The organism is Selenomonas sp. AE3005, assembly GCF_000686945.1.
Taxonomy (GTDB): Bacteria; Bacillota; Negativicutes; order Selenomonadales; family Selenomonadaceae; genus Selenomonas_A.
On the sequence record NZ_KK366041.1, the window covers coordinates 21,685 to 48,056 of the forward strand.

Consider the following 26,372-nt stretch of genomic DNA (forward strand, 5'->3'; position numbering starts at 1 on the left):
GTGTGTAGTGCTGGAGAAAAAAATGTAATACTTGACTTTCAACCGCCCGCCACTGCTTTTTCGTGGGCCTTGGCTGTTGCCTGCACTATTTCTTCATAGCCGGTCAAGGCGGCAAAGGGGGCGAATTGGGCGGCGCGTTTGTGCATGGCCATACGTATGTGCCTCTGCGGTTCGGGGCGCGGCAGGTTGATTATGTGCTGGTAGTCCTTGATATCTCTATCTATTATCATGCCTTGTGTCCTCCTATCTCGCTGTTCCTGATAATTGTCCTGGCCTCTTCTTTGAGGTTGGCGGCCTTTAGGATAGCGTTTTTGCCAAAGCGGTGCTTTATGGCAATCATGGTATGCTGCAGGGATTTTTCCCGTTTTTCGGCACGTTGTTCCTTTAGCTCCTGACGGGCGCGTTCTTCCCAGTTGTCAAACAGGCTGTACTCCACCAGCGCCGCTTTTTGACGTGTTAGGCTGTCCTCAGTCAGCAGCCGTCCCATGGTGATACTTATCCGGCGGACGTAAAGCGCCGGATTGGCAATGCGTTCATAAAGGGCCAGCGTCTCTTTAAGCAGGCGTTTGGTGGACGATGTATATTGGGGCAAGCTCGTTGTCCCGTGGGCGGATTTTGGCACCCTGCGCCCGTAGTGGTCGATATGCACTTCCCCTGTGTAATACGGGGAAATATTGCAGATATCGTAGCCGACGTCCAGCACCACCTGATTGGTCACCAAGCCTTTTTCCACGAGGTCAAGGATTAACTGGTCAGCCATTTCCCAGACGATTAGCCGTGCCTGTTCGTAATTATATGGCACATGCAGCACCTGACCGCTCGACAGACTGGTACTTGCCGGGCGGTATTTTTTTACGGCCTCCATGGTGCAGGGTTCATAGCCCCAGGCATGGTCAATCAGGAGTTCTGCCGCCACGCCAAAGGCTTTGTACAGGGAGTTTTCCCCGTCAACAGTCAGCGACCACCTGGCAATGTCGCCCATGGAGTAAAGCCCCATCCGTGAAAGCCGGCCGGCATAGCCTTTGCCCACGCGCCAAAAATCGGTGATAGGCGTATGCGCCCACATTTTTTCGCGGTAGCTCTGCTCGTCAAGTTCCGCAATCCGCACACCGTCCTTGTCGGGGGCCATGTGCTTGGCGGTGATATCCATAGCCACCTTGGCCAGGTACATATTCGTGCCAATACCGACGGTGGCCGTAATGCCGGTTTCTGCCAGCACGGCCCGCACCATCTGCAAGGCCAGTTCGTGGGCGGTCAGGCGGCAGGTTTTCAGGTACGGCGTGGCATGGATAAACACCTCATCAATGGAATACGGGTGGACGTCCATAGGTGAAACAAAGCGCAGGTACACGCCATACACCCGAGAGCTGTATTCCATATAAAGCGCCATGCGCGGCGGGGCCACGATGTAACCTATAGCCAAGCGTGGATTTTTCGCCAGTTCCAGCGCGTCAAAAGACTCCCCCTGCAGCTTTTTACCGGGAGCAAAATACCGCCGGGCACCGTTGGCAAATTTGACTTTCTCCACCACCTCAAACAGCCTTGCCCGCCCCGATATACCATAAGCCTTGATAGACGGCGTGGCCGCCAGGCAGATGGTCTTTTCCGTGCGGCTTTCGTCAGCCACCACCAGATTGGTGGTCAGAGGATCAAGGCCTCTTTCCACACACTCCACCGACGCGTAGAAAGATTTGAGGTCAATGGCAATGTAACTTTCCTTATCCATAACATACACCTGTGTAATTCGTGTAATCTACTTACACATAGTGTAGCAAAATAAATGACGGCTGACAAGTGAAATTTGACTTGTCAGCCGCCCATGTTAAATATTATGGCAACTTATAAATCACATTCCCCTGCAGGCTATGCACAGCCTAAGTAGTGACATTCGTCTAATTTGCTATTCACCAGAAGATGAGGCCGTAGATTCATAGCTGATATAAATGGTCTCTTAACCCCCTGCCGCTGTCTCACGCACATGTAGATTGATAAATTCTCGTAAATATTTATACGGCATAGGCCATGCTGTATCCTCCCCCCATTTTATATGCTCAAATGTTAAAAAGGGCAGCAGGCAATGATATAAAAACTCCTTGCGCTCGTCTAAATCACATAACCCTTCCAGATATATCTCCCGCGCCGGAGTACCGCGCTCTAATACACTTGCACGAATTCCGCCATTTTGACCGCGCCAATAGTAGATATGTTTACCATCTTCCATAAAGGCAGCATGTAACCCCAGCATCATACGATAATACCTGTCTATAATTTCACCACTTCTATAGTTTAATTTTATATCAATATTCAGTTTTTCTTTTATTATTTTTTGCACTGTTAAAAACATCGATCTATCCGTTACACCATCAGGCAATTTCTTCCGCAAATCTTCAGGAAAAACATTTACGCTTGCTTTATATTCTTTATATGCTTTTTTTAAGCCAGAAAAGGTGATATATTCACTTTCACCATTATTTTTTATCATATCTTTTAAACAAGCTACCAATGGATATGTTTTATCTCCGTCCATACTTACGGTATTATACCATGTTTTTAAAGACAGACCTTTAGTTTCTACTTCTCTACCTGCCTTCACAAAATCATAGAATTCTCTATAATTAGGCAAGGGATAGATTTTTCCCAATGATATTCCAAAGTTCACTGTTTTGCCTTTCCATTCAGTCATACCAGCTAAGGTAATTGGTTTATCCTTTCTTTCTATGCTACGATACATACACGCAAGCTGTTTATCTGAAATTTCTCGCTCCGTATCAACACCTTCTTTCATAAATTTCATTGTACCATTGGGAGAGAGAATACTAAAGTAAAGCGCTTCATCTTTATACAAATATTTTCCGGGATTAGGATTTTTGGTGCAAAGCAGTAAATCTGACTCTAAAAGATTTTTTCCACCAGTCAAATAAAATGAACTAATTTGCTGGCGAATATCAGCTATCTCACGAAGTTCCATAAGTTCCGTTCTTATCAAACCCTGATACCCATCATTTCTATCGATGATAACTTGTTGCACAGTTTTGCTAGTCAAACGAACAGAAACCCCCAGTACATTTTCTTTGTCATAATATGGATCATTTTCATGTTGCCCTTGATAGTCATTGCGATCTTTTCCCAAGATAATCATGCCCACACGATTTAAACCATCCCATTTCATGTAAGGTTTATCGCTCATTTCACAGCATTCTACAGATTTAAAGTATGACGCAAAAGCATTCTGTAACGCCCTAAAATAAAGTGACTGCGGGACACCTATCGAGTCACAATCTCTGGCAAAGCAAATATCCAGATGGATATTTGTTGTCCACTTATATATCATTTCAGCCCATAGCTTATCCTGCGGCACAGGACTAATCATCTCCATATTCTCATCGAATTTCTGTTTTTTATTCCTTTTATATGAGCGAATTTCAGTTGCATCTATTTCCTTAAACACAAAAGATATAATATCACCTGCAATGTTTGACGCAGATTCCAATACGTTATGCATTTGATACAATTTGGCAGATTTTTCATCCTTCCCTTTTAACAGAAAGGCAAGCTCTTCTTTCCTGTTTCTTAAGAACCAAGGTTTTTTTTGCACAAAAACACCATTAAGAATTTCATCGCTGGGTATATCCCTATACTTGCATCGCCGCATATAATTCCCACCAACTAAAAACTGCTCCCGTGGTCTTTTTTTACCCTTATTCCAAAAATACCAATTATCCCCTTGAATTGACGCAAATGTTACTACCTTAAACGATAAAATATTACGTTCATCAACCCGAAGTTCTAAAGCAGGCGCAACTGTACCGTTACCGGCTTTCCTCGTTTTCTGTACTATTAGACATCTTCCAGTCGAATTACTGAACGGATCCTGCCATGTCACAGCATTAAGAAACAACTGCCTGATAATAGATGTACTATCCTGATATTTCCTATAAAATCTCAAATCCTGTTCACTTTTAATTATCTGAATGTGATAACCTGAATCGCCACAATTTTCCTTAGTATAATTGTGCAAAGCTATATGATAATCCTGCTCATCAATGTTATTATCCTTTTTGAAAAGAATATACACAGCTCTTTCTCCAAAACCATTATATAGACATGATACAACAGAAGAAAGTTTCGCGTTTTTTATATGTTCAAAGAAAACATCATATTGGAACTTTAAGTCTTTATCTCTATCCGAGGATAGGCGAAACAGATAATAACGCTTATTCAACGACTCCCAATTTACCACATCATTAACAAATTGATTTATTTTAATTTTTGCCATTATTTTCCCCTCCTATCATATCCGCAATAAAATTTTTTATAGCCTCTTTGGCCTCATCACAAATATTATCAACCAAGTATTTTCCCACAATAGGCTTAAGCAGTTGCGGGATTTGAAGAATATGTAGTTTTCTGTCTTCTAATTCGATAAAGTATTTCTTCGGAGTAAGTATTGGAGTGTTTACACGATTGCTCAAAATCCGTGTATTTATAATGACAACTCCTTGTATATCCTTTCCACTGTCGATAACTGTTTTTATTTTTTTCGATAAATGACCTAAACTATAAGAAGATTCGACATAATCGTGAAAGCTGTTTTCTGTCATAAATTTAGCATCAAAGTATATACCTGAAGCCTCTTTGATTGCTCTATCAAAAAGCTCGTAAATATTTTCTGATAAAGCCTTCGGCGTATACCCCAAATATTTTGACAGGAAAACATCCTGTATGATTTCACCAATACGTCCCTTACAAACCTGTTCAAAAAAAGATGGTACTGGAAGATACAGTTGCGGCTCCCATTCTATAGGAATATGCAATTTTTTAAAAGCTTCGTGGAACTCTATACATTGATCATACAATGGCAATTGTAATGCATCCGCAGACATCTCAGACCATCCATCTCCCGGAGGAGTATCACTAACCTCAGAAATACGCACATATCGACCGGTTTGCCTATTGTTCTCAAATTTATAATATCTTTTGCAAATTGGTTTTCCTGTCAGAGAGCGAATAAATATATTTCGCTCTTTCGCTCCCTCTATGCTAGGATACAGAAAATCTGATGAATCTCTGCACTTAACATAGTTTTGTAAGCAATAAGTATGCAGGTCATCAAACTTCAATCTAGCAAGTTCATCGGCTTTACTTTGGCCTTCTTCCCCAAAGTGTTGGGCGATTTCCGATAACAGTTTTCCAAAATTATTAGATGCTGTTATAAGATGTTGTTTATTTAATTGTTCAATATGCTGCTCATATGAATAGTCTGGACTAACACCACGTTTATTTGCTTCCTCCATAATGATTTTAATATAATGATTATGATTAAGTTTTGATGCGCCATAAATAATCTGCCATGGATACTTTAACAATTCATTTTGCACGCAAATCATTATTTCACTGTATCTGTTTTTCCCACGTGTAATACGCCCTATCGCTTGTACGACGATTTGCAAAGCTGATATTTGCGTACTAATCAATTTTTTTGGACTAAAATTATTAAATGTTTTCGTATTTTCATCTTGAATGATTTTTAATGCATAATTATTCAGCCCGGTCTTAAATTCGTCAATAGATATTTCATTATAATCTCTAAGTCTACAAAGATAGTCCAATCCTTGGATAAATGCTTCAGGAAGTTTTGAAATAATGTTCATCTTATCTTGTGGCATGATAAACGGGAAAACATATGTAGGCATACCGGTATAACATCCCTGAAAGTCAACCATAATAAACGGATCTGATGAGATTTGATGATTAAACCAACGATTAACTTGTTCTTCGTAATGCTGCTTTCCTGCCTTTATTATTTTGAGACGTTTTCTTTCAAATTCGGTTACATCATCATCATCTCCTATGCAATGAATCCTTTCATCATATAAATCCTGAAATGGCGCCGGATAAATTGGATTAAACGAACGCCCGGCCGATGCGTATGAGGTAATAATGAAAGCACGCTCTCCTTTTGCCAATCGGAATAGAACAGGACGTAAATTCTTTTCATTAACATCATATTCCGTTTTTTCATCGCGAAAATGAGTTGCCTTAAAGAAATATAACCATTTATCACATTCATAAAATTCATATTTTGTATGAATATAATTATTTAATACGGCAATGACTAAAGCAGCTCTTTTCAAAAAATGTTCATACTCACATAATGAAGCCGTATTAAAAAACAGAAAGGAACGAATATCATTATCCAAGAAACTGCGGAAACACTCAAGAAAAATACAAATATATCGCATCCTGTACTCCATTTTTCCGTCAGCTTTTATTTTTTGTATCAAAATTTCTAATTCTTCATAAAAATCTTCTGCATAGCCTACAGAATCCTCAACACCTATATCAGCCAAGGCATCACAAAGGTCTTTTTTTCGGTAATAATGTAATCTTTTACATATTTCATCTTTTATATCCTGAGTAGATATTTCTATTAGTTTCTCATCAGGAACAATACAAGATACATTAACCTCCTGTTTTTTAGTATTAAAGCGATTTTTCGAATCGAAGTTTCGGCTTATCACTCGACAAAGATTATCTGAAGGATAATATAGTATTTTGTCTCCAATATCAGAAATGTAATTATAGTTAAGATTTGTAAGAATTGAATCATAATGTGACGTAGCGGAAAGGCCATAAATCAACACATGACTATCATTATCGTTTCTCAACTTATTATCAGCAGAAAGATTTTTATTGTTTGGCGATGTTAAATGAAGGAAAAAATTTTCACATGACGATACACAATCACATGATGATATATCATCTTTTTGATAATGACTATAATCCTGTTTTGGCCACACTATATGATAACCACGATTAAAAAACGAATAAACAGCCGGAATAAACAGGAATTTATTGTTCCTACGATAACCAAAAGTATCGCGGCTTAATTCTTGCAGCACTAAACTCACATATGGATTGGCATATATGCTCGTATTGGAATCATATAAGCCAAACTCGTCCAACACCGTCGTTACGCATTGTTTCAAATTAATTTCACGAAAGATACTTAAATCTTCATTATAATTGTTTTCTTTATTCGATTTACTCCGTATTATCTTTTTATTTATCAATTCATGATAGATGCGTACAATAAAGGATATTTTGGCAATCACGCTGCGATTAAACATGGTAATATCATGTATAAAATCACGTAACTTTAAATAATTATTATCATCTTGCTTTTCCTTTTTTCCAACAGTGGAACATATTTTATTATGCGGTGACCATTCATCAGAATCTCCATCTTTATATGGCATAATATATTCAAATATATTTTTTTCACTTTCATGATTCGATAATGAACATCTTAATAATGGATAGCCAAATATAGCTAAGTAAATAAACTCCGGTTCATCATTTTCAAATTTAAAATCATTAGGCAAAAAAGGATATTTTTCCAGAATATTATCGATTTTACTGTCTATTTGTTCGCAATATTTGGTTATTTTGTTATGAAGTACCTTATTTTCACCTTCTAATTCACCATGAAAACCTTTGCCTAATTTCGATAACCGCTTATAGCGTAGTTTTAAAAGTTGTTGTGCTAATCCGATAATTCCATATCGATTATTTCTTGCCTCATCATATCGAATTTTATTATATTCAATTATAAACTCATCTAGTTCATCAATAAATAAGTGAATAACCGGCTTAGATGAAAATTGCTTTCTAATCGAATTAAAATAAAATGATGGTGCAATAATTGGATCAATAATCCGCAGTGCTTTTGCAGCTGTCATAAAAAAGACCTTACGTTTAGGATTAAATAATTCCATTGCAGGAAATAACTTTCGAAATATCCCAAAAATTCGTTCTTCTTTGTATATATTTTCATAATCTTCCCATTCATTGATTTCAGCTATTTTTTTCAATATTATTTTTAAGTTCGTAACCATGACTCTATAATTAGCTATTTCAAAAGCATCATCTTTTTTCAACAAAAATATTTGACTATAATACGTGGAACATTCGATATTTGTATTATCATTTTTCCCGGTCATCAAGATATAATGATAATACATTTTTGCACAATCTCGATAACTCTTTAAAAAATTTTCTAAATAAGGGGCTAGTTTTCCACCAAATCTTTCGCAATATTCTATGAATGGTGTAATCATTTGTTCTACTTTTTGAACCATTCCTTCTTCCTTTAATTCTGAAAAATTATCTCCCCAGCATTCTTTCAAAGCGTCCAAGCGAGAATGTAAAATAACATAATTTTCTTTCAGCTTAGGAAATGAACCATTATTTATATCCTGAATAGGGGCATCCAATTTCTTGGGATAGATATAAAATAGCTTAAATTCCTTTATAATATCGCCATCTTTTCTATGGTTTACCTTTGGTTCTATTTTTCCCTCCAGTAGTGCTTCTGCAAACCAAAGAAATGAATATGTTTTTCCTTGTCCGGTAGCTGCATCTACTAACATCATATTGTGACGATAATCCATTTGATACTGTTCGTAAAACTCTTTATACAGTAATGCTATATCCGGACACTGTTTATAATTCATAATTACTCCTCCCAAATATACAAAACTACCTTTATTTATATTGGACACAGGCCATTCTTCTTCCGTAAGCGGCGGCTTGCCCTGCTCCTTCCTCTGCTGATTTTCCCACTCTCGCAGGTCCAACCGTTCTTCAATCGATATTGTACTCCATGAATCTCCGGGGGCCAGGTTCCGTATTAGGCGGCTGACAGGTCAATTTGACTCGTCAGCCGCCCGGCTTGTTTATTGACTTGTCATTTTTCCAGCCGTTTTAATTACTGTATGAGTTTTCCCTGCTAAATGCCATTATGCTGCCAGTTATAAGTTAAGTTATCTAAAGTGACTTATATCATAGTCAAGCGGAGCCGAATACAGGGCTTCATGAACTTTTAAATCATCCGAATCATCGCCCACCTCTGATTTCCGTTTTGCAAAATCATAGCTTGGGCAATCGAGAACCTGTGATAGCTTGGCCACAAGAAAGCTGTTGCGGGTAGGTCCGCCGCCATTATCCATATATATCAGTTACAGCTTCTGAACTTTCTTAATCTGATACTCCCACTTGGGATTCATCTTCATGCGCCTTTTCCTCCACTCGCATGATGGAGTCATACTATCAGACGGCACCCATTGTTCAAAACGTTTATTCCACAAAGCACGTACGGTTATGTATTTGCCCTTGTTCAAATTCACAAGCTGTGGATAAATCCTATACTTATCCCCCTTATATCCTTGTCGGCGCTGCTTGTCAATATCTGTACGAGCTGTCTGCCAGGTAATATACTTCTTTTCTTCGAGACTGGCATTCTTGGGATATTCGGGTTTAGTTTGGCGGGGAAACAATTCTACGGTGAAGTAATTTGTCCGCCAATGCGACTCATCCCACAGGTCTCTATCTATGTCGAGCACATCAATCCACTTGCCATCTGTGTTGACTGCCTCCACGATATCCCTTGTAATATATACAGCTTTCGATTCACCATTTTCGACATACTTAATGTACGCAGCATCATATTTATATCCTGTTCGTTTCGGCTTATTCATAATTTTCCCCTTCTCCACATTTATACTTTTCTTCCCATCTATGATGTAAGGCTTCCTTAAAACAATAAAAACAATTATGGGCACCGTAGTCCCACCAGTGCGCCCCCTTGTCATCCACGATTTCACGGATATAGGGCGGCTTAAAATGATTTTCGTTCCACCATCTTCGCACAGCATCCTGGGCTGCAGCAAGGCTGCCAAATGTGCCATGCTGTTCATCATGATATGTGTCTGCACCTAAAGTCCGGGCTTTTACCCAGTGCAGCTCATATTTTATACTTGTTCGCATCTCTAACGAAAACTGCTTAGTACCAGTAATTCCTCCCATCCTCCGGCAAAGCCCCCTTATTTTTAAACTCTCTTTTTATCTCCACATAAGCCATCTGCCCTGAAAAAGCAACTTTCAATGGTCTCTTGGGCACAGGCCATTCCTCTTCTGTGAGCGGTGGCTTGCCCTGCTCCTTTCTCTGCTCATTTTCCCACTCCCGCAGTTCCAGCCGTTCTTCAATCGATATTGTATTCCATGAATCATCGGGGGCCAGGTTCCGTATTTCACTGTTCAGCGTCACCTTGTCAAAGGCCAGCACTCCATAATCATTCGGCTTTTCCTGCTCATTGTTTTCTACCCAGTAATGATAGATCGCAATATTGCCATCTACTTCCATCAATTTAAAAGTTACCATGTTGCTTTTCTCCATTTCGCTTGACCATTCCAGAATATTGTCCTGCATCTTAATCATCTTCCCATGATGATAGCGTACTTCCTCCGGCGTAAAACCTTTAACCCCCGTCATTTCCCCATCCGGCAGCAGGCACTCCATACGGTCATAATCGTTGCGCTCGGCGCTCCAGCGTTCAAAAATGACACGCACACACATTCTGCCGTCAATATTTATCGGATCAGAACAGATAACCTTTGTTCCATCCGAAAAGTCCAAAAAAGGATTTATCATCTTTGTCATCTCTCTTCTTATCTTTAATCATAAATAAGGTTCAGCATTTCCCAAAGCCATTTGGGAAATTCATCTTTATTTCCCACTTCGCTTAGAATCTCATAAAAGCTGGGATTTCCTACTGCCTCCATCAACAAATACCGTGCATGCATATACGCCAGAGTCTTTTTTACCTTCCTTTCTATTTCATCACTATTTCCATGAAAAAGGTCATTATGCTGAGTAGCCTCCGCACATAAATTGAATTTCCCCTTCTCAAACCTTATCCTCTTCATCTTCCTGTCAAACGTCCAGGTTTTATGCAGCCTGTTAAACACACGCTCAAACAGGTCTATATCACATTGTGTTATTTGCCGCCTGCCTATGGCTCTACGAAATTCATCTTTGGAAAAAGAATAATAACAATGCTCCTTAATATTCGGCTCCTGCCTTCTTGAACGCAGTATTCCTACCTCTTTGGCTCTTACTATGCCGAATGAATCATACCCCAGGCAGAGTGCCAAATACGAAACCCTTTTGGCATCCTGAGTTGGGACTCCTTTCAGCAACGCCTCTACTTCGCCATGTGACAGTCCCATTTTCCTTCTCATAAAATCATGGATTTCTTCTTTGGAAATCTTCTTTTCTTCCTGGATTGATGCAATTCTGCGTACATCACACCAGTAGATATACGGTATTCTCAAGTCTCTTATCAGCGGCAGCCTGCCCTCCTCCGCCTTTACCAACGTGGCAACTTCCTCCACTTTTGCACTTAAGGCGTCTGCTACGCTTTTGACAAAATCTTCATCATCGGTATACGCCTCCTCATATATCGCATCACAAACGATGTCAGGGTCTACGCCAGATACTCTTACGATTGCTTCTTCCGCTTCCGCAAAAGGAAACGTATGCCTTTCAGAACGGCGATATTTATTCGTTCCACTTATTTCTTCAATTCTGTTATTGATAAATTTTTTATTGAGCTTATACATGTAAAATTCACCTTTCCCCATATAAATTACTGAGTGCTCTAACGGATGTCACTTTCTGTATTTACTCACATTCCTTCCTCATTTTTCACCTGTGCCAACAGTCCATGGGCTTTCAGACTTTCATAGAAAGTATCATAGTATACCGGCTTATCCCTGTGGCTGATTGTATATCTTAAATTTGCGTCATATATTTTAATTTCATCACGTTGTAGCGTTTCCCGAAAATATTCATCAGTTATATCTTCCAAAGGCGCTGTCGTTAAATCAATTTGGCAATGTAACGCTGTTTTTAGTTTTATGAACAAACCGCCTAAATTCCAATGCCTCAATGCTTTACTGCCAGCAATGTCCAGACGTAAATCAATATCACTTTTCCAGGTGGCTTCACCGCGGGCATACGAACCGTACAGAAAGGCTGCTTTTATTTGATAGGCCTGCAGTATGGGAATAATGGCTGCCTGTATTTCGAGTATTGGCTTGGTGTTTTGCGTGGAATCGTTAAGTATGCCCTTTTTATAAAGCTCCCATTGATTTAAGTATTCATGTTCCATGAACAGATCGATTATCTGCCAGTTGGGCCTGGAGCGCAGCATGGATACCTTGGCAAAGATTTCCTCAGTGAAGGCGTCATTACAGATATACTCTTCCTTCATTCCCTCTGCGGAGGCGTAATCACCTAATGTCAGGAGGTCTAAAAATGCGCGGATATGGTTGGCTATGTTGTATTCTTTGTTATCCGCCAGAAAAGGTATTGTCCTGCCCGTCTCGATACCGTAATCACCAAAAACACTGTCTTCAGAGTCCAATATTGTCAGCTTATCCCAATTGACCGCAGAAGTACGGTAATCCCCCCATGTGCCCAGACTGCAGGGAAGGTTCATGGCGTGTCTGCCGGTTACGTATTTCATCTTTGTTCACCTCAAGATCTATGCGTCATGGCCTTTAACTTTCACCATGCTTTCTTGCCTCTTTGAATAAGTCCACATAGTCTGCACAAAAATCTTCCATTTCCTGCTGCAGGCGTTCTTTGATTTGTGCTCGCACCTGGTTGTAGCGCTGAATCCATGCCATGGGGTCTTTGACCTTTAATTCTTCGGTCACACCGTATTCTTCCATGGGAACCGAGTATTCTTTCTCGTAGAATTTTTGGTCAACCACGTTCAAAAATGTATCTGTCCTGCCGATTTTCAGCAAATAACGCCAATCATCAGCTCTTTGTTCCTGCATGTATTTTTTACAGATACTGCGCCAGTAGCCGTGTTCTGTTCCTGTTGGCATATTTTCCTCCATTATTCAAGTGCATATCCACGTTTTTTGTAATAGTTAATCATTCCTTCTTTACAATCTTCTACTTCACCATCTATATCCATAGTCCATATATCCAGGGCATCTAAATATTTCAAATGTTTCCTTATATAGATTAAAGGTAAATCAATAACATCCATTGCATAAAAACCATCTTTACAGAATACTCCCGGGGCTATTTCCTCTGCTCCATTTTCCAAAAGCATTTTCCGGATAGGTGCCATCATTTCTTCCACCGTTTTACCGGCAGCGATTACTTTTTCTTCGTTGAAAATATACGTTGCAGTTACCATATATACCTCATTACCACTGCCACAAGTCAATTTCATAGACCATCTCTTTTAGCAGGAGCTTTCGCAGGGACTCTCTTACACGCATACATCTGGACACCCATTCGTTCTTATCCATGGTTCTTATAGATGCCATTAGGCCTGACCTTAGCAGCGCCTTATCAAGCATGTGGTGTTCCTTTAGAGTGATTCTGTTATTAAACACCGTCAGATATCTGTCCAGTTTTTCTGTCTCCTGCAAAAATCCCCAATCAGCTGTGCGGTACTTATACATAAAATCTTTGCGCGCATTTCCCCAGAAGCCATAGTTTTTCGCCAAAAGCTCTTCGTCTGTCATATACATGTTTATTCCTCGATATTCTCAATTTCTTTCCATTCAGCCGTAGGACTGCCGCTTTGCATATAGGTCATGTCCAGCACATTCACTGCCGACAGCTCCTGCCCAAAGGCTGTGCCGGTATCTATCAGCAGAATGTTATTGGACAGCAGATACGGACTACTGCATGTCCTGTCCAGATACTGTACCGGCGTATGTCCTGCCACGACAGTCTGCTTTCCACTGTAGTATTTCAGGAACTTATCCCGAATCCAGAGAAAATCATGTTCCGTCTGCTCAGCGGGGTTCTCTTTGCGGGGATGCACACCTGCATGGACGAAGAAATAATCCCCCAGTTCCAAATACAGGGGCATCTGCCGGACAAAACGCAGCAGTTTATAAAACTCCCGGCGGTCGAGCTTGCTTAGCTGTTTCAGCGTCACATCACCGCCGTTGCGCGGGTCAAGCCATAAATCATACAGATTCCACCAGTCCGCCTCCTCAATGGAATATATTTCAAAGAAGTTCTGCATAAAATCCTCGTGGTTGCCTTTCAGGGCGATAATGTTTTCATGGCTTTCCACGAGCGACTTTACAAACTGCAGCGTGCGGACGGATTCTGCGCCCCTGTCGATATAATCGCCATGGAAAATCAGCAGGTCTTCGCCATCATTAAAATGGATTTTCTCCCACAGTTCCACGGCTTTGTCATAGTGGCCATGAATATCTCCAATAGAAATAATCCGCTTGTAATCCTCCAGTTTTCTCATTGCAGTTCTCCTTCCTAAATTCATTAAATGAGAGTTTTATGCTAGTTCCGCCTTATTTACTACCGTCATAATCAGCACCGCCCTTTACGGAATCATCATGCTCCTGCCGTTCATAAACAAGCACACCTGTTTTCATGATTTCATCATACAGGTTTTTATCAACCGTAAAATTATCCCACTTATCAAATACCACAGTATGGCTGCCGATTGACGGCCACTTATTCATTTCTTTTGCCGTTTCAAAATAAATATCAATATCGCTCTCAGGGTTGCATCTGGGCGTTACACTGCTGCCAAATATAATTATTTTCCTGATATTGGGGATTTTTTTACAAACCTCAATCATTTCAGCCACAGCCTTCTGTTGTGTAGGAAATATCTTGTTAATGTTCAAAAACGGCTTAGCAAAAGCCAGCCACATTATTTATCCCTCTTTCTTATAGCAAATCCACCCATCTTCTTTTATGTTCAGCAGCAACGGATGTGCCTTTTCCCATTTATGGTAATACTCAGTGCTCATGGGCACGACCTGAATATCAATGTCATTTTCCATATTGAAATCAAACGTCATGCCAAACAGGGCATCGTTAAACTTCTGCAGTTCATCCTCCCGGCCGTCGACCAGGACTAATACATTAACATCCGAATCCGCCCGATAATCCCCCCGCGCATAGGAACCATACAAAGCCACCTTCACCAGACGCTCACCATATATCTTACGCAGCTCCCCTGCATAGATGCTGAGCAACGTCTTCACATGTTCTATAATGCGGGCCTCACCTCTTGTCTGCAGCCAAACAATAACCATTTTCCCCGTCACGCCTGCACTATTTTCCAACACTTCATACCGGCAGGCTTTGACAGTGGCCTCGGCAGCATGGCCATCACTTCCCGTTATTTTACAGAGGCTTAGTTTCTTATCCGCAATATGGTTGCTAAAGAAATCCTCCTTCAGCACCATATACACATGTTCCGGCCCATAGCTGAACCTTATCAGCTCAGATAGTGGTATCGTGATGGTTTCGCCGGCACTGATGACCAGTTCCGGGGCTTTATCCAGCTGCAGCAGCGTATTGCCGATATAGTCAACCAATCTTGGCGCTCCCAGATAGTCCTGCCGAAAGGCCACTAATTCGCTCAGCGACGGAATATGCTTTCTGCCTGCCCACGAATGCAGCTGGTGCAGCACATCCTGATTCAGCGCCACCGGCCGATAACCCATGTGTTCCAAGCTAAGGGGCCAGTAGAGCCTTGACATATCTTCCCGATGCAGGCTGTGCAAATGCCCATGAATATTGATATCCGCTGTATGCCCAAACTTCGGCTTATGCGTAAACAATACCTTCATACCGTCAAAATCCATGGTCAATTCATCAGCCACCAGTACAAAGCCCATATCCATATACTCCTGCGTGCGCCGTTTGTCATGGTTGCCACGGATAAGGATTTTCCTGCCTGGCAGTTTCATCATCTTCTGTAAATCTGCCGCCGTCCAGGCAATATCCCCCAAATGAATAACCGTATCATCCGCTCTGACTTTCTTAGCCCAGTTGTTATAAATAAGTTTCGTGAAATTCTCCGGCCGGCCGCAGTGTTTGACCATGTTGGCATGCCCCAGATGCGTATCTGTAATCAGGTAAATCATGACTGCTCCTTCAAAGACGCCTGCAGCTCCCAGTATTCAAGCTGGGTTTCTGCATCCATATCCTTTTCGCATTTCTTCAGAATCCCCAATATTTCTGCCACTTGATCCTTTTTATTACATATCCATGCCCTCATACAATCCTTAATCAATTTCCTATACTTGGGAATATCCTTCACATACTCCTTTTTATAATCCTCCAGCATGTGCTGAAAGCGTTCCTGCAAAATAGCGCCATCTCCATACTTTTCCTCATTCTCCGGCGTCATATCTCCCAGGAACACCACACCTTCTTCCCTATCAGCTATAAACTCTATCGTATGATGTGCTCCATATTCTTCCTCTCTCGGACGCCATCTGCCTTCCAGTTCCCTAAAATAACTTTCATTGTACTCATCAATCCCCAAGAACTTCAATATTTCCTCCTTTGACATGGAATAGAATATCCGCATGTTAGCCCCATGCCGTGACTGATAAAAGTTAATGTGCCATCTTATATTTGACATAATGATTCTCTCCTTCTGTATCCTACAATTCAGCTTAATATTCCTTTTCATCGAGCGCCATCGCCCGCAGATAATCCATAAGCGGTTCGGCCACCATATCACTCAGTTTTGTTTTCGCTGCTGAATAACCATACTCAAAGCCCTCATCAGCAAACCGCTTATACAGTTTTTTCAGAACGTCCTCCGGCAGACGCGCAGCTGCGCGGTACATAAGCGACCATGCCACCGACTCAACTGCCTGGCGCTCCAGTGGATTGCAGTCATACTCATCTGAACAACGGACAAAAACATTCCACGCATTACAGCCGGACTGGTAATTTCCCATCTGACTGTCATAGATAAGCCCCTGCGCGTCAAACATATCATTGCCGTCTTCCGACATTCTTGACAAGTCAACCTTTACCTGCAGCACCGTTCTGGCAATGCCCGCCTCCAGAACGTCGGTGCTGTATTCATTGATAAAATGTGGTAGGCCGCGCCAGTCACTCATGTCATAAAGGTCTTCATCCTCATCCTCCTCATCATACTCATCCATATTATCCGCCTCCATGTACTCCTTATCTTTGATAGGTTCAATCAGGTCAAACGGGTAATTATCCAGCTTGCTGCACTTATTTTCTGTAAACATATTGTCACCCTCCATTTTTTGCGCTAAACTATACTCAAATGCTTATGTTTGACTATACTGCCTTTATGGTGACTTGTCAATCTTTTTCTTCACAAAATTTTATTTTTGTGTTAGTATATGCTCAATCTTTTCAGAAAGGACGTAATCATTATGACAATCCAACCTCATGAGGAAGGCATTTCCATCAGCACCCTGATGGAGCGCCTGAAACTCAGCCGCAATTATATAACCCGCAATATTACCCACTGCGTGAAGCACCTGGAGGCCTCGCCGTCCAAAGGCGCCCGCGTGCTCTTTGACGCCGGCATGCTCCGCAGCTATCTCGTCAATATGGCCCAATTCACCCGTCAGACCAAGCGTATCAACATTAACTGCGAACTGGAAAAATATTTGACCGCTAATCCTGACATAAAAAAAGACTCTGTCGATATGACAGAGTTCCTGGGCAATATCCCCGATATGAAAACTATTAAACGCAGCGAACTGCCGGCCGTAACCTTAAACCCTTTTGACTTCTGGGACCTGCCGTTGATTTTCCCCAAGGAATATACGCAGGGCAACGAAGCCAGCGATGCCCCGATAAAAACAACGGAATGCTGCTACCGTGATATGTTCAGGGCCGGCGCTATAAAAATCCAGCTGGGCACGCAAAAGACGATGTTCTATATACCCAGTGCTCCTAACGTGGCTGACATACCGCTGCAAATGCTCCTGCAGACTCCCGTAAACCTTGAAGACAATTATTTAGTCCCGGCAGACTGGGAGCCCTTTTATCAGGGAGCCAATGCTCCCAAGGCCCGCGTATTAGACCTGCCAACCGTCAACATCAAAATCAGAGGCGAACTTGATGAGTACAACTGGCAATATATAGATTCGGCCCTGCGCAAGGTGTTTATGGTTGACAAAATCCAAAGCCGCCGCGCCGATGAGCGCCGTGGATTCGTCTCCATAACCTACAAAGCCCGCATTCCCCATCCTAGACAATGAAATAAGCAACTAATGACAAAGAGGGCGGCTGACAGGTCAAAATTTTGACTAGTCAGCCGCCCTTTTTGTCATTTTTCCAGCCGTGTGGATTGTCAGACTAAATCCCATAACCTAAAGAATTTACGCTTAAAGAAAAATTTTTCTTATGGTAAAACGGGAATAAATGGATTATAATTTAGCCATTATGCGACTTTACGGAGATGAGCGATTTTGAATAAAGAAAATAACTACCGCCTGCTTTCCCTTGATATGGATGGAACCCTGCTTAATTCTGCCAAACAGATTCCTGACGAGACAGCAGCGGCTATTAAACAGCTAATGAAACGTGGTGCCGAGGTCGTCGTCGGCACAGGGCGCGGTCTGGCGGAACTTGCCGACTACCGTGAGGCCTTTAAAGGCATGAACTATGGCCTGCTGGTAAGCGGCGGCCTGATTTATGACTTTCAACAGGAAAAACCCGTGACCATGCATACACTATCCTTAGCACAATGCCAGCGCTTATTAGAGGCTGCCGCCGAGGAAGATGCTATGGTACATATTCTTACCGTACATGATTCCGTAGCCCGCGAACAGGATATTTTTCATATGGAAGATTTTTCCATGAGCGTCTATCAGGATATGTATGAACGAATCTGCGACCGGCAGGAAGATTTAAACCGCTACGTTCAGGAACACGCCGATGAAATTCTAAAAATCAACCTTTACCATCGTTCTACGGCATCACGTGAACGCAGCAGCCAGCGCCTTGCAGGCCTGGGAATGAACCTTGTACTGGCAGAAATAACCGGCCTGGAGGCCTCTCCTGCAGGCATAACCAAAGCCAGCGGTCTCAAAGAACTCTGCAGCTTGCTGAATATCCCTCTTGCAGCTACCGTTGCCGTGGGCGATGCCCCGAATGATTTTGAAATTCTGCAAGCAGCCGGACTAGCTGCCGCTATGGGAAATGCCACCGACGCCATCAAAGAAATCTGCGATGTGGTCGTGAGCGACAATGACCATAACGGCGTTCTGGATGTAATCAATCGCTATTTTTTCACAGACCGCTAAAATCAGTTCGTTAAAAAATTCCGCAGTGCTGCCGCGGCCGGTGACAAGTGGCGGCCATGCGGAAATACCAGTGCAATACCATCGGAAATGGCCGGCGAGAACCGCTTGACCGCAATATTTTGCAGGTTAAATGCCGCCAGTTCCTTTTCCATCAGCAAGGACACACCAGCACCGGCAGCGAAAATCAAATCACTTACAGCCTCGACTTCGATGCCAGCCAAAACTACACCGAGGAAAGCAAGACCATCAACGGTCATGTGGTCAAATATCGGGCTTATCGGAATGTGGTTTATGCAGCCCATCCGAAAAACAAAGATGCCCAGTCCATGAATATCTTTATCCCGGCAGCTTATTTTGACAACGGCCAGATAAATGATTATACGAAAAAAACCGCCCCCATCTTCATGCCCAATGGCGTAGGCGGTTATATGCCAGGCAAAGCTGAGGAACCTTCGGAAAAAGACCATCATGGTGATGGCGCTAATGCAGCTCTGGTGGCTTTATCCAAAGGCTATGTCGTAGCTGCTCCGGCTATCCGCGGACGCACCACCATCGGTGCAGATGGTAAGACCTATGTCGGCAAAGCCCCGGCCCTTATTGTAGATTATAAGGCGGCTGTGCGCTACCTGCGACATAACAAAAATCGCCTGCCCGCCGGTGACACGGAAAAAATCATTTCCAACGGCACCAGCGCAGGCGGTGCCTTGTCTGCACTTTTGGGCGCAACGGGCAATGCCAAAGAATATGAACCATACCTTAAAGAAATCGGCGCAGCAGATGAACGAGACGATATTTTTGCCTCCAGCGATTACTGCCCCATCACCAATCTGGAACATGCCGATATGGCCTACGAGTGGATGTTCAACGGCGTCAATACCTATTATATGGCCATGTGGCAGCTCCAGGATTTAGCGAAGCGCGGCATGAACGTTCCCGGCGGCCAGACGGGCAAACCTGGCCTGCCGCCAAAAGCACCTGATGCTAATGCTGCCAATAATCCTACAGCCAGCAAGCAGGAAGTACAGATGACCAAAGAGGAAATCGCCATTTCCAAAGTACTTAAAGATGCTTTCCCGGCCTATGTCAACAGCCTGCAGCTGAAAGATGAACAGGGAAATCTGCTGACCTTGGATAAAGACGGCCACGGCTCTTTCCGCGATTACATCAAAGGCAAATATATGCAATCGGCACAGGACGCGTTGAGCCGCGGCCTTGATGTTTCCTCTGGCTGGGTAAAGGTGAAAAACGGCAAAGTCGTAGATGTGGATTTGGACGCCTATCCTGCCGCAGCCACGCGCATGAAAGCTGCACCGGCCTTTGACAAGCTGAATTTAAGTTCCGCGGAAAATGACGAATTCGGCTCCGAAAACAATACTCCCAGGCATTTTTCTGCTATCTCCAAGCAGTACGAAAGTAAAACCGGAGAAATGGCCGACAGCGAAACCATAAAACTCATGAATCCCATGAATTTTATCGGCAATGGTAAAGCCGTGACCGCCAAACACTTCCGCATTCGCCATGGCGCCATTGACCGCGATACGGCACTGGCAATTCCGGCCATTCTGGCATTGAAACTGCAGAACAGCGGTGTAGATGTGAATTTCTACTCGCCCTGGAACCGCAGCCATGCCGGTGACTACGACCTGCCGGAACTCTTTAATTGGATAGACAGCATTTGCAAGGCAAAATAACCCCATAAATAACTCAAACAGCCAGTATACGAAAATGTAGAGCCCCCTATAAGTTAGATTTTTGTCTAACTTATAGGGGGCTCTACAGTCACTACAAGTCGAACTGGCTGTTTTTTTTATATTATTTTAAGTATGCGGCTGCGCAATCTTTACGGGGGCGGCTGTCTGATTGCCATAAACTTTCAACGCTGCCGCAATCAGCAGATTCAGCACAAAACAGCCGGCAAAGAAGTAAAGCGTATCGGCATAGCTATGGGTGTGTTCCCAGAACCACGAAACAATAGTCGGCCCCACGACACCGGCCACACCCCAAGCCGTAAGCACCCGGCCATGAATGGCACTGAGCTCCCTGGTGCCGAAAATATCCGAAAGATAAGCCGGCATACAGGAGAAACCGCCGCCATAGCAGCTGATAATCAGGAATACCAGCATCTGAAAGAGCATGGCATCACGGGTTCCCGCCAAAAGCCAGAACGCCGCTACTTCCAGCGCAAAGAAGGCCATATAGGTAAGCCCGCGGCCCAGATAATCCGAAAGCGTTGACCAAAGGATACGCCCGCCGCCATTCAACAAACCGATAATGCCCACCATGGACGCCGCCTGTGCTGCATCCATGCCGGTGACCTGCTGCGCCATGGGCGAGGCTACGGCCAACAGGCCAATACCGCAAGTGATATTGACAAAGAACACCCACCAGAGCGCCCCGAACTGCCAGGTTTTGATGGCCTCAGCTGCCGTAACCCCATGCTGCAGTTTTTTCACGGCTGCACTGCCCTCCGGCATGATCGGCGGTTTCAAATACATAGCCGCTGCCCCAATCAGCACCATATAGACCGTACCGAGAATCAGGAAATTTTCGACCAGGCCAAACTGTGCCGTCAGATACTGCATAACCGGCCCGGCAATCAACGCCGCAAAGCCAAAGCCCATAATGGCAAGGCCCGTGGCAAAACCGCGGTGATTTGGAAAATACTTGACCAAAGTGGATACCGGCGTGATATAGCCAACTCCCAAGCCAATACCACCAATCACACCATAGAAAAGATACAACAACGGCAAGCTGTGCAGATGGAGTGCCAGCGCTGTGCCAAACATGCCCGAACCAAAGAACAGCATCGAAAGCAGGCCGCTTTTCTTCGGGCCATGTTTTTCCACAAACCGCCCCAGGAAACCGGCAGACATGCCCAAAAACAGAATAGCCAAAGAAAACGTCCAGGTCGTCTCCGACAGGGTAAAGCCCATTTCCGCCATAATGGGACGGGTTAAAACACTCCAGGCATAGACACTGCCGATGGAAATATGAATGCCCACGGCAGCCAAAGCAATCAGCCAACGATTCCGCATAAGAAACACCCTTTCTGCTGTATAAACAGCAACCGAAAAGAGATTTTCGCCAGCGGACAAAACAAAAACCGCCTGGACAAAATCTCTGCCCAGACGGTCGGCTTATCTAACCATGCAGTGCATGTGGTCATTTCCACTAATCCGTCAGCCCTGCATAGCTTATTTACTTTTTCTGCTAGTATAACCGCTTTCTCCTGACATGTCAAGATGGCAAAAAGTGGTAATGCGGCAGAAAAATTTTGTAATACTTGACATTATCAAGCGTATGTATAGACAAAGGTAAACAAAGTCAACTAAACACACAGAAGGGAGATGTCAAAAATGATGGACAAGAAAGAACTTAGCGTAAGAGAACTTATCACGATTGCCGGCGGCAGCGAAGGGATTGTCAAACGCTATCCACTGACCCCTCCCCCCAACGAATATCCTAACCATCCCCCACTTAATCCTGATAACATACATCCCGTACCCCCGTTCCCTGCTATTTAATATAGGAAATAGCTAACTGATTAAAAAGCTATAACCGGCAAAAATATTTAAAGTCAACTAAGCACAATGAAAGGAGTTGTCAAAAATGTTGGACAAGAAAGAACTTAATTCCATGGAACTGGACATGGTGGCTGGCGGTAATATCTTTGAAGACTTTTTCGATGAAGTCGAAGACGTTGTCGAAGATGTTTGGGACGGCATAAAAGATGTTTCCAGCGAAGTAGCAAATGCGACCTGGAAGGGCATGAAGGCGGCATACGATGCGATAAATCATCCTATCCAGGAGTAACAGCCAAATGGATTGGGCTGACCTGTTTAAAACTCTAACATAAAAAATCCTGCCATTAAGTGATGACAGGATTTTTTATTTCTTGACATGTCAATACTACTATTGCTTAAGGTTTAGAGTTTTTCACCGTTGCTGGCAATGACATCTTTGTACCAGAAGAAGGATTTTTTCTTCTCGCGGCGCAGGGTGCCTTCACCTTTGTTATTCTTGTCCACATAGATGAAACCATAGCGTTTTTCCATTTCGCCGGTGCCGGCGGACACGAGGTCGATGGGGCCCCAGGTCAAGTACCCCAGGAGGTCTACGCCATCTTCCTCCACGGCTTTTTTCACTTCGCTGATATGCGCACGGAAATACGCAATGCGGGCATCGTCGTGAATCATGCCATCTTCTTTTTTATCTGCTTCGGTTTCATGAAGGCCGATGCCGTTTTCGACAATCATCATGGGCAGTTCATAGCGTTCCTGCACGAGATTCAGGGCATAACGCAGGCCAACAGGGTCGATTTTCCAGCCCCAGTCTGATTTTTCCACATATGGATTGTCAAGGCCGTTGCTGAATTCATCGCCGTCCTCGTTTTTCTTGACGGAGCTTACGACGACGGTCTGATAGTAACTGAAGGCAAAGTAGTCAACCTTACCCTGGGCCAGCACTTCCAGGTCACTATCTTCCATCTGAATCTTGTAGCCCTTGTTTTCCCATTCTTTGAGGACGTAAGTCGGATAATGGCCGCGGCACTGCACGTCGGAGAAGAACCAGGTCTTGTCCATTTCCTTCATGGCCGTGATGGCATCAGCCGGTCGGCAGCTTTCCGTATAGACAGGGCCGATATTCAGCATGCAGCCAATCTGGAATTTAGGATTGATTTTATGGCCGGCGATTACAGCTTTTGCCGAGGCGACAAATTCATTATGGGCTACCTGATAGAGAACCAGCTTTCTGTCCTCGCCCTCCTTATAAGTAAAGCCGGAGTTGGTTACGGCAAAGAAGGGAACATCAGTGTTGCGCTGGTTGTTGATTTCGTTGAACGTCATCCAGTATTTGACCTTGTCTTTATAGCGCTCAAAGCAGGTTGTGGCAAATTTTACAAAGAAATCCACGACCTTGCGGTTACGGAACCCACCGTATTCCGTCACAAGGTGATACGGCAGCTCGAAGTGGCACAACGTTACCACAGGCTCAATGCCCAAACGGCGCATTTCCGCAAAGAGGTCATCGTAGAATTTGAGGCCTTCCTCGTTGGGTTCGGACTCGTCCCCCTTGGGGAAAATGCGTGTCCAGGCAATGCTGGTGCGGAAGGCCTTGAACCCCATTTCCGCCATGAGAGCCAAATCTTCTTTATAATGATGGTAAAAATCGATGGCATCATGGTTGGGGTAGATTTTACCTTCCAGTACGCCGTCCGTGATTTCACGGGGCTTGCCATAACCGCCGACGGTCATGACGTCAGCTACACTCACGCCTTTGCCGCCTTCCTGCCAGGCGCCCTCTAATTGATGGGCAGCAACAGCACCGCCCCATAAAAATCCATTGGAAAATGACATGATAAACCTCCTAAGGTATATGAAAAAATGTTTTTATGCGGGAATAATATCCAGTACTTTATCGCCGGAAAGGTGATTGCCGGTACTCGGAATCATATCTGCGTAATTGTCAGCGTTGGTAATAACCATTGGTGTCGTAACCGAAAGGCCTTTTTCCTTGATGAAGGAAATGTCAAACTCAATGAGCAAATCGCCCTTTTTTACCGTATCACCGCTTTGCACATGCGCTTTGAAACCTTCACCATTGAGTTTTACGGTATCCAGGCCGATGTGGATAAGCAGTTCCGCGCCATCTTCGCTCTTAAGGCCGATAGCATGGAGGGTTTCAAAGAGCATCATGACCTGACCATCGCAGGGAGCGTAAAGTTTGCCCTCGGTTGGTTCAATGACCACACCTTTGCCCATGGCACCGCTGGCAAAAGCCGGGTCAGTACAGGCAGACAGCGTCTTTACTTCGCCCTTGATGGGGCTGCCAAGCTCAAACGGCAGCGCAGGCAGGGCCTCTTTTTCTTCCGGAACAGGTGCAGCAGTTTCTTCAACCTTTTCTGCAAAGCCGACCACCTGCACCAGGGCAAAAGCGCCAACGAGCGCGATGGCGGTACCGACAGCAGCACCAGTCAGCGAAGTGGGGTTGGCGGCATTATAAGCATTGGGCACGGTGAGCAAGCCAGCCAATCCGGCAAATGCATAGTAGAGCGTGCCAAAGAAGGAGGCTGCCAGGGAACCTGCCGCCGCAGCAACGCAGGCACAGATAAAGGGCTTTTTGAGGGGCAGCGTAATACCATAAATAGTAGGTTCCGTGATACCAAAGAGTCCCGTAAGACCGGCGGACATAGCCACGCTTTTGGTCTTTTTGCTCTTACTCTTGAACCAGACGCCGAAGACCGCACCAACCTGTGCACAGACAGCAATGCCGCAGAAAGCCTGCAGGGTGGAGAAACCAACCTGTTCAAATTCCGTCAGGAAGATGGGCACAAAAGTCCAATGTACACCGAAGATGACGAATACCTGCCAGAATGCACCGAAAACCATAGCGCAAAGCCAGGGCAGATGCGTGTAGAAAGCCTGGAAGGCCGTGGACAGGCCATGCGCAACACCTGAGGTAATCGGGCCAACCACCAATAACGTAGCCGGCACCATGATAAGGTAACTGCAAAGCGGCACGAAGATGGGCTGCAACACTTCAGGCAAGTGGCTTTTGAAGAAACGTTCCACATAGACCAATAATGCCAGTACGATAATTGGCGGCAGTACGGTGGACGTGTAGGTGGTTTCTGCCAGCGGCAACATCATGAAGGTAAGCGGCTCACCGGCGGCAATACGTCCGGCAATTTCTCCCCAGGAGGGATTCACCAGCGCACAGCAGCACAGTACGGCAAGCAAAGTGTCTACCTTGAAATACTTGGAACCGGCCAGGGCAATGAGCACCGGCAAGTAGGAAAATGGTGTCCATGACATGTAAGTCAGCACCTGAAAAGTGGTATTTGCCACTACATCGGGATAAAGGGCGGTAGCAATAATCAGCGCGCCCTGCAGCAAACCACAGGCAGCCAACACATAGACGATTGGCGATACACAGCCGGAAATCGCCCCGATAACCGCAGCGGCAATGCCTTTCGTGGCTTTAGAACCACCCTCGCTGTTTTCAAGGTGCAGCATTTCCGCCGCTACATTGTACACATCGGTGACATGTGTGCCGATAACTACCTGGAACTGGCCGCCGCTTTCCACAACGGTGATGACTCCGGCCATGGCACTGACCTTTTCCTTAGCGCCGGCAGGTGTTTCTTTCAGCACGAGCCGCAAGCGCGTAGCGCAGTGAGCAACTTCCGCGATATTATCCTTGCCGCCTGCGGCAGCGATGATATCGCCGGCCAGCTTTTCATAATCTCTGACTTTCGAGGACATATACCGATCTTCCTTTCATTTCACAAATAATAATTATCAATCCGGCTTACAGCTGACAATATAACACAGCTATATGACGTGTTTCAATCGGTTTGGTCGCTTTCGGAACGATGTTTACAAAAAAATAGAGCCTTGCGGCTCTGACTGAAACAG

General features: G+C 44.1%; 26 protein-coding genes and 1 riboswitch. Of the genes, 5 read left to right on the forward strand and 21 right to left on the reverse strand.

Annotated features, from left to right (window positions below; all coding sequences use genetic code 11):
• Nucleotides 1-38 precede the first annotated feature (38 nt).
• The 18 genes from DL94_RS14960 to DL94_RS0113345 all read right to left on the reverse strand — a co-directional run bounded on the left by DL94_RS14960 (nucleotide 39) and on the right by DL94_RS0113345 (nucleotide 16,920).
• Nucleotides 39-230: a hypothetical protein gene (locus tag DL94_RS14960; protein ID WP_051586468.1), complete on the reverse strand. Its 192-nt coding sequence runs from the start codon at nucleotides 228-230 to the stop codon at nucleotides 39-41.
• A complete protein-coding gene (locus tag DL94_RS0113260) occupies nucleotides 227-1,726 on the reverse strand; it encodes a Y-family DNA polymerase (RefSeq protein ID WP_028130579.1) in 1,500 nt (499 codons plus the stop codon). Before DL94_RS0113260 ends, DL94_RS14960 begins: the two co-directional genes overlap by 4 nt.
• 225 nt (nucleotides 1,727-1,951) lie before the next feature.
• Nucleotides 1,952-4,276, reverse strand: a complete 2,325-nt coding sequence (locus DL94_RS0113265; protein WP_028130580.1) for a hypothetical protein — start codon at nucleotides 4,274-4,276, stop codon at nucleotides 1,952-1,954.
• Entirely contained in the window at nucleotides 4,263-8,516 is a 4,254-nt protein-coding gene (locus DL94_RS0113270) for a hypothetical protein (RefSeq protein WP_028130581.1), read from the reverse strand. Before DL94_RS0113270 ends, DL94_RS0113265 begins: the two co-directional genes overlap by 14 nt.
• A gap of 309 nt (nucleotides 8,517-8,825) precedes the next feature.
• Complete coding sequence (locus DL94_RS16210; protein WP_156031885.1) at nucleotides 8,826-9,011, reverse strand: hypothetical protein; 186 nt, start codon at nucleotides 9,009-9,011, stop codon at nucleotides 8,826-8,828.
• Nucleotides 9,012-9,020: 9 nt separating this feature from the next.
• On the reverse strand, nucleotides 9,021-9,539 hold the full coding sequence (locus DL94_RS0113275; RefSeq protein WP_028130582.1) for a hypothetical protein: 519 nt from the start codon (nucleotides 9,537-9,539) through the stop codon (nucleotides 9,021-9,023).
• Nucleotides 9,532-9,867: a hypothetical protein gene (locus DL94_RS14965; RefSeq protein ID WP_156031888.1), complete on the reverse strand. Its 336-nt coding sequence runs from the start codon at nucleotides 9,865-9,867 to the stop codon at nucleotides 9,532-9,534. The genes DL94_RS0113275 and DL94_RS14965 overlap by 8 nt, the downstream gene beginning before the upstream one ends.
• Entirely contained in the window at nucleotides 9,845-10,492 is a 648-nt protein-coding gene (locus tag DL94_RS0113285) for a hypothetical protein (protein ID WP_028130583.1), read from the reverse strand. The genes DL94_RS14965 and DL94_RS0113285 overlap by 23 nt, the downstream gene beginning before the upstream one ends.
• 23 nt (nucleotides 10,493-10,515) lie before the next feature.
• A complete protein-coding gene (locus tag DL94_RS0113290; protein WP_028130584.1) occupies nucleotides 10,516-11,463 on the reverse strand; it encodes a hypothetical protein in 948 nt (315 codons plus the stop codon).
• A 65-nt stretch (nucleotides 11,464-11,528) separates the two neighbouring features.
• Nucleotides 11,529-12,371 (reverse strand): nucleotidyltransferase family protein, encoded by an 843-nt coding sequence (locus DL94_RS16215; RefSeq protein ID WP_072023129.1) that lies wholly within the window; start codon nucleotides 12,369-12,371, stop codon nucleotides 11,529-11,531.
• Between the two features lie 34 nt (nucleotides 12,372-12,405).
• Nucleotides 12,406-12,741, reverse strand: coding sequence for a TnpV protein (locus DL94_RS0113305; protein WP_028130585.1), 336 nt, complete (start codon nucleotides 12,739-12,741; stop codon nucleotides 12,406-12,408).
• An 11-nt stretch (nucleotides 12,742-12,752) separates the two neighbouring features.
• Entirely contained in the window at nucleotides 12,753-13,061 is a 309-nt protein-coding gene (locus tag DL94_RS0113310) for a hypothetical protein (protein ID WP_037371968.1), read from the reverse strand.
• Nucleotides 13,062-13,071: 10 nt separating this feature from the next.
• Nucleotides 13,072-13,401, reverse strand: a complete 330-nt coding sequence (locus tag DL94_RS0113315; RefSeq protein WP_028130587.1) for a TnpV protein — start codon at nucleotides 13,399-13,401, stop codon at nucleotides 13,072-13,074.
• Between the two features lie 2 nt (nucleotides 13,402-13,403).
• Nucleotides 13,404-14,144, reverse strand: coding sequence for a metallophosphoesterase family protein (locus DL94_RS0113320; protein ID WP_028130588.1), 741 nt, complete (start codon nucleotides 14,142-14,144; stop codon nucleotides 13,404-13,406).
• Nucleotides 14,145-14,196: 52 nt separating this feature from the next.
• Nucleotides 14,197-14,565, reverse strand: coding sequence for a nucleotidyltransferase domain-containing protein (locus DL94_RS0113325; RefSeq protein WP_028130589.1), 369 nt, complete (start codon nucleotides 14,563-14,565; stop codon nucleotides 14,197-14,199).
• 3 nt (nucleotides 14,566-14,568) lie between these two features.
• A complete protein-coding gene (locus tag DL94_RS15920) occupies nucleotides 14,569-15,789 on the reverse strand; it encodes a nucleotidyltransferase domain-containing protein (RefSeq protein ID WP_051586469.1) in 1,221 nt (406 codons plus the stop codon).
• Nucleotides 15,786-16,292: a hypothetical protein gene (locus DL94_RS0113340; RefSeq protein WP_028130590.1), complete on the reverse strand. Its 507-nt coding sequence runs from the start codon at nucleotides 16,290-16,292 to the stop codon at nucleotides 15,786-15,788. Before DL94_RS0113340 ends, DL94_RS15920 begins: the two co-directional genes overlap by 4 nt.
• 34 nt (nucleotides 16,293-16,326) lie before the next feature.
• Nucleotides 16,327-16,920, reverse strand: a complete 594-nt coding sequence (locus tag DL94_RS0113345) for a hypothetical protein (RefSeq protein WP_028130591.1) — start codon at nucleotides 16,918-16,920, stop codon at nucleotides 16,327-16,329.
• Between the two features lie 150 nt (nucleotides 16,921-17,070).
• On the opposite strand from DL94_RS0113345, the gene DL94_RS0113350 reads away from it, so the two are divergent.
• From DL94_RS0113350 to DL94_RS14985, 3 genes are all read left to right on the forward strand, one after another.
• A complete protein-coding gene (locus tag DL94_RS0113350) occupies nucleotides 17,071-17,907 on the forward strand; it encodes a hypothetical protein (protein WP_028130592.1) in 837 nt (278 codons plus the stop codon).
• A 210-nt stretch (nucleotides 17,908-18,117) separates the two neighbouring features.
• Nucleotides 18,118-18,954, forward strand: a complete 837-nt coding sequence (locus tag DL94_RS0113355) for an HAD family hydrolase (protein WP_051586470.1) — start codon at nucleotides 18,118-18,120, stop codon at nucleotides 18,952-18,954.
• A gap of 56 nt (nucleotides 18,955-19,010) precedes the next feature.
• Nucleotides 19,011-20,645 (forward strand): subtype B tannase, encoded by a 1,635-nt coding sequence (locus DL94_RS14985; RefSeq protein WP_231464716.1) that lies wholly within the window; start codon nucleotides 19,011-19,013, stop codon nucleotides 20,643-20,645.
• A 126-nt stretch (nucleotides 20,646-20,771) separates the two neighbouring features.
• Here DL94_RS14985 and DL94_RS0113365 read toward each other — a convergent pair whose 3' ends face one another.
• Nucleotides 20,772-21,989, reverse strand: coding sequence for an L-lactate MFS transporter (locus tag DL94_RS0113365; RefSeq protein WP_028130594.1), 1,218 nt, complete (start codon nucleotides 21,987-21,989; stop codon nucleotides 20,772-20,774).
• 80 nt (nucleotides 21,990-22,069) lie between these two features.
• Nucleotides 22,070-22,151: riboswitch (ZMP/ZTP riboswitch) on the reverse strand.
• A 159-nt stretch (nucleotides 22,152-22,310) separates the two neighbouring features.
• Here DL94_RS0113365 and DL94_RS16220 point away from each other — a divergent pair.
• Nucleotides 22,311-22,478 (forward strand): hypothetical protein, encoded by a 168-nt coding sequence (locus DL94_RS16220; RefSeq protein ID WP_156031891.1) that lies wholly within the window; start codon nucleotides 22,311-22,313, stop codon nucleotides 22,476-22,478.
• Between the two features lie 85 nt (nucleotides 22,479-22,563).
• The gene (locus tag DL94_RS0113375; protein WP_028130595.1) at nucleotides 22,564-22,767 is read left to right on the forward strand and encodes a hypothetical protein; all 204 of its coding nucleotides are present in this window, start codon (nucleotides 22,564-22,566) and stop codon (nucleotides 22,765-22,767) included.
• A gap of 113 nt (nucleotides 22,768-22,880) precedes the next feature.
• On the opposite strand, the gene DL94_RS0113380 is transcribed toward DL94_RS0113375, so the two are convergent.
• Nucleotides 22,881-24,311 carry a 6-phospho-beta-glucosidase gene (locus DL94_RS0113380; RefSeq protein WP_028130596.1) on the reverse strand — a complete coding sequence of 477 codons (1,431 nt, stop codon included), beginning with the start codon at nucleotides 24,309-24,311 and terminating at the stop codon, nucleotides 22,881-22,883.
• A gap of 33 nt (nucleotides 24,312-24,344) precedes the next feature.
• Nucleotides 24,345-26,219, reverse strand: coding sequence for a glucose PTS transporter subunit IIA (locus tag DL94_RS0113385; protein ID WP_028130597.1), 1,875 nt, complete (start codon nucleotides 26,217-26,219; stop codon nucleotides 24,345-24,347).
• Nucleotides 26,220-26,372 lie beyond the last annotated feature (153 nt).

Bases quoted from the DNA above. Each gene is read 5' to 3' on its own strand.
- DL94_RS0113270 (WP_028130581.1), bottom strand. From the start codon at position 8,516: ATGAATTATAAACAGTGTCCGGATATAGCATTACTGTATAAAGAGTTT.
- DL94_RS0113290 (WP_028130584.1), bottom strand. From the start codon at position 11,463: ATGTATAAGCTCAATAAAAAATTTATCAATAACAGAATTGAAGAAATA.
- DL94_RS0113380 (WP_028130596.1), bottom strand. From the start codon at position 24,311: ATGTCATTTTCCAATGGATTTTTATGGGGCGGTGCTGTTGCTGCCCAT.
- DL94_RS0113260 (WP_028130579.1), bottom strand. From the start codon at position 1,726: ATGGATAAGGAAAGTTACATTGCCATTGACCTCAAATCTTTCTACGCG.
- DL94_RS0113275 (WP_028130582.1), bottom strand. From the start codon at position 9,539: ATGAATAAGCCGAAACGAACAGGATATAAATATGATGCTGCGTACATT.
- DL94_RS16215 (WP_072023129.1), bottom strand. From the start codon at position 12,371: ATGAAATACGTAACCGGCAGACACGCCATGAACCTTCCCTGCAGTCTG.
- DL94_RS0113340 (WP_028130590.1), bottom strand. From the start codon at position 16,292: ATGTCAAATATAAGATGGCACATTAACTTTTATCAGTCACGGCATGGG.
- DL94_RS0113285 (WP_028130583.1), bottom strand. From the start codon at position 10,492: ATGATAAATCCTTTTTTGGACTTTTCGGATGGAACAAAGGTTATCTGT.
- DL94_RS0113305 (WP_028130585.1), bottom strand. From the start codon at position 12,741: ATGCCAACAGGAACAGAACACGGCTACTGGCGCAGTATCTGTAAAAAA.
- DL94_RS16210 (WP_156031885.1), bottom strand. From the start codon at position 9,011: ATGGATAATGGCGGCGGACCTACCCGCAACAGCTTTCTTGTGGCCAAG.
- DL94_RS0113315 (WP_028130587.1), bottom strand. From the start codon at position 13,401: ATGTATATGACAGACGAAGAGCTTTTGGCGAAAAACTATGGCTTCTGG.
- DL94_RS0113350 (WP_028130592.1), top strand. From the start codon at position 17,071: ATGACAATCCAACCTCATGAGGAAGGCATTTCCATCAGCACCCTGATG.
- DL94_RS14965 (WP_156031888.1), bottom strand. From the start codon at position 9,867: ATGGGAGGAATTACTGGTACTAAGCAGTTTTCGTTAGAGATGCGAACA.
- DL94_RS0113310 (WP_037371968.1), bottom strand. From the start codon at position 13,061: ATGGTAACTGCAACGTATATTTTCAACGAAGAAAAAGTAATCGCTGCC.
- DL94_RS0113325 (WP_028130589.1), bottom strand. From the start codon at position 14,565: ATGTGGCTGGCTTTTGCTAAGCCGTTTTTGAACATTAACAAGATATTT.
- DL94_RS0113345 (WP_028130591.1), bottom strand. From the start codon at position 16,920: ATGTTTACAGAAAATAAGTGCAGCAAGCTGGATAATTACCCGTTTGAC.
- DL94_RS0113320 (WP_028130588.1), bottom strand. From the start codon at position 14,144: ATGAGAAAACTGGAGGATTACAAGCGGATTATTTCTATTGGAGATATT.
- DL94_RS0113385 (WP_028130597.1), bottom strand. From the start codon at position 26,219: ATGTCCTCGAAAGTCAGAGATTATGAAAAGCTGGCCGGCGATATCATC.
- DL94_RS0113375 (WP_028130595.1), top strand. From the start codon at position 22,564: ATGTTGGACAAGAAAGAACTTAATTCCATGGAACTGGACATGGTGGCT.
- DL94_RS15920 (WP_051586469.1), bottom strand. From the start codon at position 15,789: ATGATTTACCTGATTACAGATACGCATCTGGGGCATGCCAACATGGTC.
- DL94_RS0113265 (WP_028130580.1), bottom strand. From the start codon at position 4,276: ATGGCAAAAATTAAAATAAATCAATTTGTTAATGATGTGGTAAATTGG.
- DL94_RS0113365 (WP_028130594.1), bottom strand. From the start codon at position 21,989: ATGCGGAATCGTTGGCTGATTGCTTTGGCTGCCGTGGGCATTCATATT.
- DL94_RS16220 (WP_156031891.1), top strand. From the start codon at position 22,311: ATGATGGACAAGAAAGAACTTAGCGTAAGAGAACTTATCACGATTGCC.
- DL94_RS14985 (WP_231464716.1), top strand. From the start codon at position 19,011: ATGCGGAAATACCAGTGCAATACCATCGGAAATGGCCGGCGAGAACCG.
- DL94_RS14960 (WP_051586468.1), bottom strand. From the start codon at position 230: ATGATAATAGATAGAGATATCAAGGACTACCAGCACATAATCAACCTG.